The sequence below is a fragment of the Rossellomorea sp. y25 genome, assembly GCF_038049935.1.
GTDB lineage: Bacteria > Bacillota > Bacilli > Bacillales > Bacillaceae_B > Rossellomorea.
In genome coordinates this window covers 3,630,162-3,643,612 of record NZ_CP145886.1, presented here as the reverse complement: position 1 = coordinate 3,643,612, position 13,451 = coordinate 3,630,162, and the positions used below count along the sequence as shown (strand labels likewise).

The 13,451-nt window shown below is 43.2% G+C and carries 11 protein-coding genes and 1 other annotated feature; of the genes, 8 read left to right on the top strand and 3 right to left on the bottom strand.

Features of this window, described 5'->3' with window-relative positions:
• Window positions 1-15: 15 nt before the first annotated feature.
• Window positions 16-1,203, top strand: coding sequence for an MFS transporter (locus AAEM60_RS18335; RefSeq protein ID WP_341356845.1), 1,188 nt, complete (start codon window positions 16-18; stop codon window positions 1,201-1,203).
• 344 nt (window positions 1,204-1,547) lie between these two features.
• On the opposite strand, the gene AAEM60_RS18330 is transcribed toward AAEM60_RS18335, so the two are convergent.
• Window positions 1,548-2,057, bottom strand: coding sequence for a cupin domain-containing protein (locus tag AAEM60_RS18330; RefSeq protein ID WP_299739431.1), 510 nt, complete (start codon window positions 2,055-2,057; stop codon window positions 1,548-1,550).
• 173 nt (window positions 2,058-2,230) lie between these two features.
• Between AAEM60_RS18330 and AAEM60_RS18325 the strand changes: the two genes are divergently transcribed.
• The 6 genes from AAEM60_RS18325 (at window position 2,231) to AAEM60_RS18300 (ending at window position 9,771) form a co-directional block, all read left to right on the top strand.
• Complete coding sequence (locus tag AAEM60_RS18325) at window positions 2,231-3,592, top strand: sigma 54-interacting transcriptional regulator (protein ID WP_299739429.1); 1,362 nt, start codon at window positions 2,231-2,233, stop codon at window positions 3,590-3,592.
• A 295-nt stretch (window positions 3,593-3,887) separates the two neighbouring features.
• Entirely contained in the window at window positions 3,888-5,210 is a 1,323-nt protein-coding gene (locus tag AAEM60_RS18320) for an SLC13 family permease (protein WP_299739427.1), read from the top strand.
• A gap of 15 nt (window positions 5,211-5,225) precedes the next feature.
• Window positions 5,226-6,002 (top strand): 3-hydroxybutyrate dehydrogenase, encoded by a 777-nt coding sequence (locus tag AAEM60_RS18315; protein WP_299739425.1) that lies wholly within the window; start codon window positions 5,226-5,228, stop codon window positions 6,000-6,002.
• A gap of 115 nt (window positions 6,003-6,117) precedes the next feature.
• A complete protein-coding gene (locus AAEM60_RS18310) occupies window positions 6,118-6,330 on the top strand; it encodes a hypothetical protein (protein WP_341356844.1) in 213 nt (70 codons plus the stop codon).
• Between the two features lie 122 nt (window positions 6,331-6,452).
• Window positions 6,453-6,674 (top strand) — a binding site (T-box leader).
• Window positions 6,675-6,766: 92 nt separating this feature from the next.
• Entirely contained in the window at window positions 6,767-9,181 is a 2,415-nt protein-coding gene (leuS, locus tag AAEM60_RS18305) for a leucine--tRNA ligase (protein ID WP_341356843.1), read from the top strand.
• Between the two features lie 278 nt (window positions 9,182-9,459).
• On the top strand, window positions 9,460-9,771 hold the full coding sequence (locus tag AAEM60_RS18300) for a rhodanese-like domain-containing protein (protein WP_299739419.1): 312 nt from the start codon (window positions 9,460-9,462) through the stop codon (window positions 9,769-9,771).
• A gap of 95 nt (window positions 9,772-9,866) precedes the next feature.
• On the opposite strand, the gene dacB is transcribed toward AAEM60_RS18300, so the two are convergent.
• A complete protein-coding gene (gene dacB, locus AAEM60_RS18295; RefSeq protein ID WP_299739417.1) occupies window positions 9,867-11,375 on the bottom strand; it encodes a D-alanyl-D-alanine carboxypeptidase/D-alanyl-D-alanine-endopeptidase in 1,509 nt (502 codons plus the stop codon).
• 512 nt (window positions 11,376-11,887) lie between these two features.
• Between dacB and AAEM60_RS18290 the strand changes: the two genes are divergently transcribed.
• Window positions 11,888-12,070 (top strand): sporulation protein Cse60, encoded by a 183-nt coding sequence (locus tag AAEM60_RS18290; protein ID WP_044340313.1) that lies wholly within the window; start codon window positions 11,888-11,890, stop codon window positions 12,068-12,070.
• A 47-nt stretch (window positions 12,071-12,117) separates the two neighbouring features.
• On the opposite strand, the gene AAEM60_RS18285 is transcribed toward AAEM60_RS18290, so the two are convergent.
• Window positions 12,118-13,380 (bottom strand): NAD(P)/FAD-dependent oxidoreductase, encoded by a 1,263-nt coding sequence (locus tag AAEM60_RS18285; protein WP_299739684.1) that lies wholly within the window; start codon window positions 13,378-13,380, stop codon window positions 12,118-12,120.
• Window positions 13,381-13,451: the final 71 nt, after the last annotated feature.

Genomic DNA, 13,451 nt, shown 5'->3' with positions numbered 1-13,451 from the left:
AAAGGGGGCAGAATCATGCCCAAATCATTATGGTTGCTTGTCATTGGAATGATGGTGAATGTGACAGGTGCCTCTTTTTTATGGCCTCTTAATACCATTTATCTACATGAGAATTTAGGGGAATCACTATCTGTAGCGGGAATTGTGCTGATGATGAACGCGGGAGCGAGCGTCATTGGAAATCTGATCGGGGGAACACTTTTTGATAAGTTCGGCGGTTATCGCTCGATATTAGTAGGGATTTCCATTACTTTGACTGCTCTGGTTGGAATGAATATTTGGCATGGCTGGCCGCACTATGTGGTCTTCTTGACCATTGTTGGTTTTGGTTCGGGAATCGTCTTTCCTTCCATGTATGCCATGGCAGGTTCGGTATGGCCTGAAGGTGGAAGAAAAGCATTCAATTCAGTCTATGTGGCGCAAAATATCGGAGTTGCGGTTGGAGCTGCATTAGGTGGATTTGTCGCCTCATTTTCCTTTAACTATATATTCTTAGCGAATCTTAGTATGTATATCGTCTTTTTCTTCATTGCCTTATTTGGTTATCGAAGCATATCCGTGAGCGCTCATCAAACATCTGTATTGAATGAGTCTAAGGTGATTAGGGATAAATCGAAACTGAAGGCACTGCTCTTCATTTGTGTCGCCTATTTATTATGCTGGATGGGCTATGTACAATGGCAATCCACCATTGCGACGTACACTCAGGAAATCAATATCAGTTTGAAACAATATAGCTTACTGTGGACGATCAATGGAGCACTGATTGTGCTTGCACAACCGCTTTTGTCGAAAGCCATCAAGCGTTTTGAACATAATTTAAAGCTTCAAATTATGATCGGGACGATTATATTCATGGTTTCCTTCGCAGTGGCTTCGATTGCGGATCAATTTCAATGGTTTGCGATTGCGATGATCATTCTGACGATTGGTGAAATGCTCATATGGCCCGCCGTCCCTACGATAGCCAACTCACTTGCTCCAAAAGGGAGAGAAGGTTTCTATCAGGGAATCGTGAATAGTACAGCAACAGGAGGAAGAATGATCGGGCCGTTTATCGGAGGAGTATTAGTGGACCTATTCAGCATGCAGGTGCTGTTTATGACGTTGATCGCTTTCTTCATGGTCTCACTAGTCATTACGAGTCAATATGACCGACCATTGAAAAAGAAAAGCGCTGTGTCCGTATCGGTTCAACAATAAAGAAACCCCCAATGAGGAATCATTGGGGGTTTTCTTCATATAAAAAGGGCTCCCGTTTCCTACGGAAGCCCACTTGCAAAAAATTGAGGCGAGAGATCAGCAAACGCCACATCGTTTGTTGTCACAAGGACGTGATCCCCGACTTACACAATTCAGCTCATCGCTATAATAGAATAGCATAGGACTAATAAGAAAACAAGACTATTTTACAAAAATAATCTAACCACTTAGATTATTGGATGTTTCAAAAGTGTTTATAGTCGTTTCTAAGAAGCATTACTATAGAAAAATAGGAATGGGAAAAAATCGAATGAAAACGGTACGATAGGATGCAGAATGCTAACTTAATCCATTTTCTTGACCCAATATTTTGTGAGTGGACCTGTTTCTCCAAACACAGGGTCCATTGTGGGTCGCGGAACGTTCTTAATTTCGATTAATACACTGGGCCGTTCACGTAATGAACCTTTTTTCAAATTATAATCATCACCGTTCGGATAGGCACCTGCGACTTTGAAGTCGTGACTTGCCGATAATTTCTTATGTCCGGTCCCGGCTGGAAGGATGATCACATCACCTTTATGGACCTTCACTTCTTCGCCCATTTCACCGCCTAACTGAACTGTTGCCTCACCTTCCATGACCCCTAATACTTCATGTGCATTACTATGATAATGGTGGTAATCATAAATGCCATTTGTCCAACTATTGAGCCACTGATTTCTGTTGAAGAGTTCTTCGGCGTTATGAGAATAATCAAGTGCATTGCGGTAAATGAGTACTGGCAGGTCCGGGTTATTAGGGATGATTCCATCGTCTTCGAAATAAAATATTTTCAGTTCTGCGATTTTCATCCTCTCATTCCTCCATTCGTTGTTAAGAAGATTCCCTAATTCCGTATACCTTAAACCGATTCTTTACTGGTTATTGAAATGATTGGAAAACGGCTTCATTTTCGAAACGCCGGTGAGTGTATGTGCTACTATAAATATATATGTTCACTTGCAAAATAAAGGGAGGCAAGGAAATGAGCAGCTTGTTAAAAAAGGTATCCGTCGAAATGATCGAAATCATTCTTGAGAACGCTTTCGAATGGTTGGTCGTCGTTGATAACGAAGGTACGATCATCTACATAAATGATAATTACTGTCGCTTTCTCGAAGTCGAGCGGGATAAAGCGATTGGTTCACATGTAACTAACGTCATCGAAAACACACGTATGCATATTGTTGCGGACGGCGGTAAAGAGGAAGTGGCAGACCTTCAATATATAAAAGGAAACTATATGATCGCCAATCGTATTCCGATCCGGGTTGATGGTAAAGTGATAGGAGCATTTGGATCGGTGATCTTCCGGGACACGAGTGAATGGATGCAAATGAGTTCTCACGTGAAGAACATGATGTCTAAAATTCAAAGCTATATTCAAGATATCAATAGCGGTGTGAAATACACGCTGAATGACATCATTGGTGAATCACCTGGTATGAATGAGCTGAAAGACAAAGCTCAAATGATCGCTCCCAGTGATATCTCCGTCCTCATCAGGGGGGAAAGTGGAACGGGTAAGGAACTGTTCGCTCACAGTATTCACCAGCTTAGTGAAAGAAGCGGACAACCCTTTATTAAAGTGAACTGTGCAGCGATTCCAGAGCAGCTTCTGGAATCAGAGCTATTCGGTTACGAAGAGGGTGCTTTTACAGGTGCGAAAAAAGGTGGTAAGAAAGGAAAGTTTCAGCTGGCTCATAAGGGAACTCTGTTTCTGGATGAAATAGGGGACATGCCTCTCAACATGCAGGCGAAGCTTCTCAGGGTTTTACAGGAAGGGGAAGTCGAGGCAGTCGGTTCAAACCGTGTTCAACATGTAGATGTCCGTATTGTTGCCGCCACGAACCGTCCCCTTGAAATAATGATGGAAGAAAAGCGATTTCGAAGTGATCTATATTATCGTATTAACGTCGTGCCTTTTCAAATTCCTCCTCTCCGTGAACGGAAGGAAGATATCGAAACCCTGGCAGCCTTTTTTTTGGAAAAATCCACAAAATCGTCGGGGAAACGGGTTCAAGGCTTCGAAAGCGATGTGATGCAGATATTTCTTTCCTATAGCTGGCCGGGGAATCTCCGTGAGTTAGAGAATGTCATTAATGCATCCACCTATTTATCTAATGGAAGCAAGATTTCTCTTCAGTCACTACCTTCATATATGAAGGCAGGAAATTTATATGATGTAGGATCCAAAACATTAAGAGAAATCCTCGAAGAAACGGAGAAATCCGTGTTGACACAAAGCCTGCAAACCCATCAGCATGATAAACGAAAGGTTGCAGAGTCTTTAGGGATAAGCAAATCAAGCATGTATGAGAAATTAAATAAATATCAGCTTCTATGATAATGGTAAAGATAGTCCGGAAATGTGGAAAGAAGTCCATATTTCCGGACTCTTTTGATTTTAATGTAAATATGTACATTTCGTGTCTTGAATATTGAAATTGTCCAGAATTTCGGAATTTATAAAAAATGTAAGTATGAAAATGAATGAGTTACCAGTAATCTGAAAGTTGGCACAATTATTGCATGGATTATGTTTGAAAGTATTTTATGGAAGGGAGAGCAGAAGTCTGAATAAAAATGTAAACGATTTCATTTTGTGGTGATCATCTCTAGAGAACAAAGGGGGAAATATCATGTTAAGCATGATCGGTCTTATTGGAGGACTTATTTTATTAATCTTTTTAACGATGAGGGGCATGAACATATTGATTGTTGGTCCCATATCGGCATTGTTCGTCGCGGTGTTAAGCGGAATGCCGCTCTTTCCACAATTGGCGGCTGAAGGGGAAGCCAATCTGGTAACCAATTATATGTCTGGATTCACAAGCTTTGTCGCCGCTTGGTATCTAATGTTCTTATTGGGTGCTGTTTTCGGAAAAGTAATGGAAGATAGCGGTGCAGCGGATAGTGTTTCCCGTTTTGTTGTAGAGAAAATGGGAATGAAATACGCAGTACTCGCCATTGTTGCAGCCTGTGCCGTTTTAACATATGGAGGAGTCAGTCTCTTCGTTGTAGCATTCTCCGTTTATCCTATGGCTGTTAGTTTATTTAAACAAGCTGACCTGCCACGCCGTTTCATTCCTGCGGCATTAGCATTTGGATCGGTCACGTTCACGATGACATCTGCAGGTTCACCGGAGATCCAAAACTGGATTCCGATTGAATATCTTGGTACGACACCATATGCAGGCTGGGAGGTCAGCTTGATCGTTGCCGTGTTTATGGCTGTCTTTGGCTACTGGTGGTTAAAGCGTATGATCACCAAAGCAGTCAATAAAGGAGAGAAGTTCCATTCACGTGAAGAAGATCCGGTCATTGATGAAGGAAGACCCCTGCCTAACCCGTTCATGGGGTTGGTTCCATTATTAGTCGTCCTTATTCTGGCTTTCACTTTCCACGATTCTTTAAAACAATCAGCACTTATCATTGCCCTGTTAGGTGGTGTGATTTCTGCTTACGTGTTAAATCGCAAATATTTCAAAGGCTTCTGGGGTGCTGTTTCCGAGGGTACGGTTGGAGCATTGATCGCCATCGGTAACACAGCGGCTGTTGTTGGATTCGGAGGAGTGGCCAAAGCTGTTCCGGCCTTCAGTACCGCGGTAGAGGTCATGACGAATATTCCTGGATCTCCATTGATCGGTGGAGCAATCGCCGTCAGTGTAATAGCAGGGATGACTGGTTCGGCTTCCGGTGGTCAAGCGATCGCATTGCCGATCCTCGCACCTCACTATGTTGATATGGGTGTGAATCCTGAAGCCCTTCACCGGGTAGTGGCGATATCTTCAGGAGCACTGGATTCATTGCCGCACAATGGATATGTCGTAACGACGATCCGCTCAATCTGTAATGAATCACATGGAGAAGCGTATGGGGCGGTTGGTGCAGTTACGGTCATTGTCCCACTGATCGGTTTAGCTTTAGCGATTCTTTTATTCTCATTTGGCGTAGGGATCTAAGAAAGGAGTATCATCATGGTTGAAAATAAAGTTGTTTTCATAACAGGGGCAGCGCAAGGGATCGGTTTCGAAATCGGAAAAGAATTCGCTGCTAATGGAGCAAAGGTCGTACTGACGGATCTGCAGGAAGATGCCGTTCAAAAAGCCTCAGATACCCTTAAGAGAGAAGGATATGAAGTACTCGGATTACGCTGTGACGTGACATCGGAATCCGAATTAAAAGGGGCAATCGCTAAAACCGTGGATCACTACGGCAAGCTGGATGTATTAATCAATAATGCAGGCCTTCAACATGTATCCCATATTGAAGAGTTCCCGACTGAAAAATTCGAACTTCTCATAAAAGTCATGCTGACCGCACCATTTATCGCGATCAAGCATGCCCTGCCTCACATGAAGGAGCAGGGGGAGGGACGGATCATCAACATGGCGTCCATTAATGGATTAGTCGGTTTTTCCGGAAAAGCAGCCTATAATTCTGCCAAACACGGAGTCATCGGCCTGACGAAGGTAGCGGCTTTGGAAGCGGCACAACATGGAATCACCGTCAATGCGGTTTGTCCCGGATACGTGGACACTCCGCTGGTTCGCAATCAGCTGGGGGACCTTGCCAAAACGCGCAATATCCCCTTTGAAAGAGTGATAGAAGAAGTCATCTATCCTCTCGTACCGCAGAGAAGATTACTCGATGTCAAAGAAATTGCAGACTATACCATGTTCCTATGCAGTGATGCAGCAAAGGGAATTACCGGTCAGGCAGTCGTCTTGGACGGAGGGTATACGATCCAATAGCTTGGTGAAAGAGAAACGACCTTTTAGGAGGTCGTTTCTTTATTGGGTGAGGTTGATGTGACGGCGATTCTGGTGAGTTAGAATTGGAAAAAAACGTAAATCGGATGGATTTTTGATGAAAACGGCTGGATTATCTTCGATTTCGGCTGGATTCTTGGTCAAAACGGCCGGATTATCTTCGGTTTCGGCTGGATTCTTCGTCAAAACGGCTGGATTTTTCTTGATAGCGGCTGGATTCTTCATCAAATCGGTCGGATCTTTCAGAAGCTACTTGATTCTTCTCGGAAACGGCCTGATTTTCATCAAAGAGGACCAAATTTACTCGTGAGCGTCACCTGTAATCCCATATTATTTAATAAAATGGCAATAATCTCATCCATTATTCAACAATAGGCTTGCGCTTCTGTATATTTTTCACTAAAATAGTGAATACATATATTGTTTACCTATATCGAAACGTTGATCAGGAGTAGTAATGACGGTCTTCTGTCGTAGAGAGTTGACGGGTGGTGAAAGTCAACCAGAAGCATCATGAACTCGCCTGCTGAGTTGCAAGTGTGAACCATAGTAAGACTTGCCGTTTTCCGCGTTAAGGATGAATGAAGCTGAGTGCGCGTACACTAATGTGGGTGGTACCGCGGGAGAATGTTAATACAAACTCTCGTCCCAAATATTTATTTGGGATGAGGGTTTTTTTATTTTTTTCAAAAAGAAGGGAAGTACCCTTACGACCTTTCGAATGACAATTAAAGGAGGATCTCAATATGAGTTTTAATCATAGAAGTGTTGAGACAAAATGGCAGCAGTATTGGGAAGAAAACAAAACGTTCAAGGCGACTGAAGACGAAGGAAAATCCAATTTCTACGCGCTGGATATGTTCCCGTATCCATCAGGCGCCGGTCTTCACGTAGGACATCCGGAAGGGTTTACGGCGACAGACATCCTTTCCCGCATGAAGCGCATGCAAGGGTATAACGTCCTTCATCCGATGGGATGGGATGCATTCGGTTTACCGGCTGAGCAATATGCCCTTGATACAGGCAATGACCCGGCAGAATTCACTCAAAAAAATATCGATACGTTCCGTCGGCAAATCAAGTCACTTGGTTTCTCATATGACTGGGACCGTGAAGTCAATACGACAGATCCCGGCTACTACAAGTGGACGCAATGGATCTTCACGAAGCTTTATGAAAAAGGCTTGGCCTATGTGGATGAGGTTGCCGTCAACTGGTGTCCTGCACTTGGAACCGTGCTTGCCAATGAAGAGGTCATCGACGGGAAAAGTGAACGCGGTGGTCATCCAGTAGAACGCCGTCCGATGAAACAGTGGATGCTGAAGATCACGGCTTATGCCGATCGCCTTGTGGAAGACCTTGAAGAGGTTGATTGGCCGGAAAGCATCAAAGACATGCAGCGTAACTGGATCGGTCGCTCAGAAGGAGCAGAAGTGAACTTTACCATCGATGGTCATGACAAATCATTCGATGTCTTCACGACGCGTCCGGATACGATCTTCGGTGCGACATATGCGGTTCTGGCACCTGAGCATCCGTTTGTAGCAGAAATCACAACGGACGAACAACGCTCGAAAGTGAATGAGTATATCGACAAGATCAAGTCGAAAAGTGATCTTGAACGTACAGATTTGGCAAAAGAAAAAACAGGTGTCTTCACCGGGGCTTATGCCATCAATCCGGCGAACGGCGAGAAAATGCCGATCTGGATCGCTGATTATGTTCTCATGAGCTACGGTTCCGGTGCGATTATGGCGGTTCCTGCCCATGACGAACGGGATTATGAGTTTGCGAAAGAGTTCGATCTTCCAATCGTGGAAGTCGTCGCTGGAGGAAACATTGAGAAAGAAGCGTATACAGGTGACGGTGATCATGTGAATTCCGGTTTCCTTGATGGACTTGGGAAGGAAGAAGCGATTACCAAAGCGATTTCTTGGTTAGAAGAGAAAAATATCGGAACGAAGAAAGTGACATACCGCCTTCGGGACTGGTTGTTCAGCCGTCAGCGTTATTGGGGCGAGCCGATTCCTGTCATCCATTGGGAAGACGGTACGACAACGACGGTTCCGGAGAGTGAGCTTCCTCTTGTCCTACCGAAGACGACGGAAATCAAACCGTCCGGAACAGGTGAATCTCCACTTGCGAACATCAGTGAATGGGTGAACGTCGAGGATCCTGAAACAGGCAAAAAAGGCCGTCGTGAAACAAACACGATGCCACAATGGGCAGGCAGCTGCTGGTACTACATTCGTTATATCGATCCACATAACGAAGAAGCCCTTGCCGATGCGAAGAAAATGCAGGAGTGGCTTCCGGTCGATACCTATATCGGAGGAGCCGAGCATGCGGTCCTTCACTTGCTGTATGCACGTTTCTGGCATAAGTTCCTTTATGATATCGGTGTAGTACCAACGAAAGAGCCATTCCAGAAGCTATTCAACCAAGGAATGATCCTCGGGGAAAACAATGAAAAAATGAGTAAATCAAAAGGGAATGTCGTGAATCCGGATGAGGTGGTGGAATCTCACGGTGCCGATACCCTTCGTCTATATGAAATGTTCATGGGACCACTGGAAGCATCCATTGCCTGGAGCACAAACGGCCTTGACGGAGCCCGCCGCTTCCTGGACCGTGTATGGCGCCTGCTTGTCGAGGAGGATGGCTCACTATCCTCTAAAGTGACGGATGCACCAAACAGTGACCTTGATAAAACGTATAACCAAACCGTTAAGAAAGTGACAGAAGACTATGAGGGTCTTCGTTTCAACACAGGGATTTCCCAGCTGATGGTATTCATCAATGATGCCTACAAGGCGGACACTCTTCCGAAGGATTACGTAGAAGGATTCATCAAGCTTCTTTCTCCGATCGCTCCGCATATGACAGAAGAACTTTGGAGCAAGCTTGGTCACGAAGGAACGATTTCCTACGAAGCATGGCCGACATTCGATGAGTCGAAGCTAGTGGACAACGAAGTCGAAATCGTCCTTCAAGTGAACGGAAAAGTGAAAGCAAAAGTCATGATCCCCCGCGATATGAACAAAGAGGATCTTGAAAAAACAGCCATGGAAAACGATGAAATCAAAAGCCAAATCGAAGGCAAAACCATCCGCAAAGTCATTGCCGTACCTGGCAAACTAGTGAACATCGTAGCCAACTAATATTTATGAATATTTATGAGGGACGGACCTTGAACTGAATCTGATTGTTAGGAAATGCTATCAATCGGGGATTCTGTATTTCACCAAGGTCCGTCCCTCCTTTCTATTTAGAAGGACGGACTACTATATGGGCCGGGTTTTAAGCGCAAATCGCTTTATATCAGTATTCCGTTGAGGTCCGTCCCTCTTTTTAGTCCCCATGTTTCGATCTGATATTTTTGTTTGGGAGACGGGCTTTGGTATAATCATGGTGAATGAATGAAGAAAGGAAGATGACAATGGAAACGATTAAAACGATTACAACTGATGAGTTAGAAAAGAAGTTGAAAAATGGTGAAGATCTGCTTCTCGTGGATGTTCGTGAAGATGAAGAAGTGGCAGAGGGAATGATTCCTGGAGCGAAGCATATCAAAATGGGTGAAATTCCTGAGTCACTTGATCAATTTGATAAAGACAAAGAGTACATCTTTATCTGCCGTTCAGGGAACCGCAGTGGAAATGTCGCTCACTACATGCAGGAACAAGGCTATAAAGTGGTGAACATGGAAGGCGGCATGATGAACTGGGCTGGGGAGACAGCAGAGAAATAATGGTTTTTTATGTGAAGCACGTTCCCTGTTTTTAAGGGAACGTGCTTTTTTGAACAAATGCTTATTATATTAGGTTGTTTAATAGTTAACCTATTTTAATCATGTTTTTTACTCGTATCATATTCAGACAATGCAACAGCAATTTTATCTTCAATATCTCTTAGATTACTAGCCATAAAGTTATTTAATATAATGGAAAATACAAGATCCTTTCCATCTTTAGTAGTCACAAAGCCGGAAAGTGAGGTAGCTCCTGTAATTGTTCCTGTTTTGGCTTTTACATTGCCTTCAGCAAGGGTTCCCTTCATACGGTTTCTCAAGGTGCCTCCCTCCAGGCGATTGCTTGCACCTGCAATTGGAAGAGAGTTTAGATAAACTGGGTACCAGTCCTCTTTTTGAACAGTGTAAAGTAACAGTGACAACTCATTTGCCGGAATATTCGTTACATGGGATATACCAGAGCCATCTCGAATTCGCATGGTATCTGTATTTAATCCACGCATTGAAATGTAGTCTTCAAGCACTTCAAGTCCTTTTTCCCAACTACCATCATGATGAACTACCCGTCCCATTTCTTTCACCAACGTTTCAGCGATTGTATTGTTACTTAGCTTCATGAAGGGAACCATTAATTCAGAAAGTGGCATGGACTCTCTTGTAAACAGTACTTCAGCATCTGCTGGAGTTTTTCCGTATTCACCCTGATGTTGTTTGACATGGACTCCTGCTTGTACAAGTGATTTCTTGAACAAATCCAGTGCATAACCAGTAGGTTCCCAAAGCGTCACCCAAGATCGGGCAGTTGAACTATTTACCGGTATAGAACCTTCTACCACAATATTGTTGGACCCATGTTCTCGAGAAACGCTGATCGATCGTGTTCCGCTTTCGATGGTTTTCGTTTTGTTGATGATGGTCGGATAGTTTGTCTCAGGAGAAAGTTTAATGTCTGCTGGCTGCCCTGCTTGTGTAGGGGAAGTTTCAACGATGACGGTACCAGCATCATAATCCGAATCAGGTGAAGCTGTTAGCGCTGAGATTTGAGCACCGTAATAATACGATTCATCATTCCAGATCATATCTTCAGAAAGCCTGACCGAGTTATACCAACTGTCGTCTGCAATAATATTCCCCTGGATTGTTTCGATATGATTGGACTTTAAGAATGCCGCCATCTTGTCAAAATCCTCTTTTAAAAGCGTAGGGTCACCTTTTCCTTTTAGGTATAGGTTTCCTTTTAAGACATTGCCCACAATCTTTCCATCGGTTAGTACTTCTGTTTTAAATGTGTAATCAGGCCCAAGGGTATGAAGAGCAGCAGCTGCAGTAAGAAGCTTCATATTAGAGGCAGTTTTCAAACGTATATCTCCTAAGCGATCAAGAATAATTTCACCACTTTCAGCATCACGCACACTGACCGAACCAATAGCTCCATTTAAGCGTTCATCTGCTAGTATATCGTGAATTTGCTGCTCTAGATCTGCATTATCAATTGATGCGTTTACTTTTGTAGGAGTCTCAGTTGAGTGAAAGGGGGTCAAGATGAGGGTGAAAAGAAATAAAATTGCTAGTAAACGGTTCCTGGTTAATTGTAACTGGTTCATTTAAATCCCTCCTAAATGGCTAATGCACTAATATTAAATGAAAATTGAGAAAATTATAATATATTTGCAGTATTTATACAAAAAATGAATATATTGTCATATTATACGCTGCTAAAAAGGGATAGAATATGTAACCTTTCTCATAGTTGGACTCTTCTAAGTCACAATGAAGGAAGTTTGGGGCTTTTTTTGTTAATAGGGTAGAAATTTGATACTAATCAAGTCACTATTAAGTGTTTCAGTTGAGATTAAGCAATCTTTAGAATCCCTGAACCCGATTAATGGTGAAAGTAGGGTATTTTATCAGCGAAATACAAGATATATCAGCGGAATTTTCATTTTATCAGCGAAATCCGAGATATATCAGCGAAATCGACAATATAACAGCGAAATCAAAAAAACCCCCACAATTCGTAACCCCCCACTAAATCCAAAAGAAATAACCCTTCAATAGTTTGAATACCAACTATTCTGACAATACTAATACCAAAAACAATCCGGGAGGGGATTCCGTGATCCAGGTTAAGGTCTTCGACTACGAGCATGAAAAAGATTTAGAGAAAGATATGAACCAATTCCTCAGTAAAATGGATGATAAAAAGATCGTTGATATTAAATATCACGTAGCGGCGATGTCGGAGGAAGTAGAGGACCAGATCTATTGTTTTTCGGCCATGGTTGTATATAGAAAATAAAAAGGTTGATTGCTCAGAATATGAGAATCAACCTTCTTTTTTTACCATCATACCTTCGCTGCATTCAATCCGGCAAGCCGTCCAGTAACAAGGGCAGAAGTAATATTATAGCCGCCTGTATATCCGTGGATGTCGAGTACTTCACCGCAGAAGAAGAGGCCGTTCATCTTTTTCGAAGCCATCGTTTTCGGTTCGATTTCTTTGATGGAAACCCCTCCGCCCGTTACAAAGGCTTTATCAATGGATAATGTTCCGTTCACATTGAAGGTGAATTGTTTTAGAAGCTTTGTAAAATGACGGATTTTTTCTGAGGAGATGTGGTCTCCTTTTTCGTCGTGATCAATCTCTGCGCGATCCAGTAAGAATAACAGATATCTCTCAGGGACCAGTCCTTTGAATATATTTTTTGCGGCTTTTTTTCCTTCTTCCTTTACCTGCTTATGAAGGGATTGAAAGAGCTGCTCTTCATTTTGATCAGGCATGGAATCGATTTGCATAGAAACATGGGTCAGGTTCCATTTTTTCATGGCCTTTACCACATATTGACTGCAACGAAGAACAGCCGGTCCGGAAATTCCTAAATGGGTAAAAATCATATCCATTTTATGCGTGATGATTTTCTTTCCCTTAGGATTCAATACGCTCAAATCAACACTTCGCAATGAAAGTCCTTGCAGCTCTTTCTTCTTAATAAACGGTTCATCCGACGTTAGGGGAACCTCCGTCGGGAACAAGTCGGTAATCGTATGCCCGGCTTTTGTTGCCCACGGATACCCATCACCAGTTGATCCTGTATGAGGGACGGACTTACCTCCAACCGCTATGACGACAGCATTTGCGGCAAGCGTTTCCCCGTCTTTCAAGAGGATGCCGACCGTTTCCCCGTTTTCGTATAAAACTTCCTCCACACTTGTGCTGGTTCGGGTATCCACCTTTAATTCCTTCATGCGGGTCAATAAGGCTTCCACAACGTCCAGGGCCCTGTTTGATACCGGGAACATCCTGCCGTGATCTTCCTCTTTTAATTTAATCCCGAGTTTTTCGAAGAAAGAGATGATATCTTCATTATTGAACTCAGAAAATGCACTGTATAAAAAACGTCCATTTCCAGGAATATGCTTAATGATTTCTTCTATCGGAAGTCGATTGGTCACGTTGCAGCGACCACCACCTGAAATCGCGAGCTTTCTTCCAAGTTTCGTTCCTTTATCAACAAGAAGGACTTTCGCTCCGTTCTCACCGGCAGCGATACTGGCCATTAAACCGGACGGTCCTCCACCTATCACTATGACATCGTATTTCTTTACCATTTTTCCACCAACTTTTAGTTTTGCTTGTTCGTCGCTCAAAAGAGTTTCTCCTTATTTTAAATGGGATGGGT

Excerpts from the sequence above, each read along its gene's own strand:
- AAEM60_RS18285 (WP_299739684.1), bottom strand. The coding sequence starts at position 13,380 with ATGGTAAAGAAATACGATGTCATAGTGATAGGTGGAGGACCGTCCGGT.
- leuS (WP_341356843.1), top strand. The coding sequence starts at position 6,767 with ATGAGTTTTAATCATAGAAGTGTTGAGACAAAATGGCAGCAGTATTGG.
- AAEM60_RS18325 (WP_299739429.1), top strand. The coding sequence starts at position 2,231 with ATGAGCAGCTTGTTAAAAAAGGTATCCGTCGAAATGATCGAAATCATT.
- AAEM60_RS18335 (WP_341356845.1), top strand. The coding sequence starts at position 16 with ATGCCCAAATCATTATGGTTGCTTGTCATTGGAATGATGGTGAATGTG.
- AAEM60_RS18310 (WP_341356844.1), top strand. The coding sequence starts at position 6,118 with ATGAAAACGGCTGGATTATCTTCGATTTCGGCTGGATTCTTGGTCAAA.
- AAEM60_RS18320 (WP_299739427.1), top strand. The coding sequence starts at position 3,888 with ATGTTAAGCATGATCGGTCTTATTGGAGGACTTATTTTATTAATCTTT.
- AAEM60_RS18330 (WP_299739431.1), bottom strand. The coding sequence starts at position 2,057 with ATGAAAATCGCAGAACTGAAAATATTTTATTTCGAAGACGATGGAATC.
- dacB (WP_299739417.1), bottom strand. The coding sequence starts at position 11,375 with ATGAACCAGTTACAATTAACCAGGAACCGTTTACTAGCAATTTTATTT.
- AAEM60_RS18315 (WP_299739425.1), top strand. The coding sequence starts at position 5,226 with ATGGTTGAAAATAAAGTTGTTTTCATAACAGGGGCAGCGCAAGGGATC.
- AAEM60_RS18300 (WP_299739419.1), top strand. The coding sequence starts at position 9,460 with ATGGAAACGATTAAAACGATTACAACTGATGAGTTAGAAAAGAAGTTG.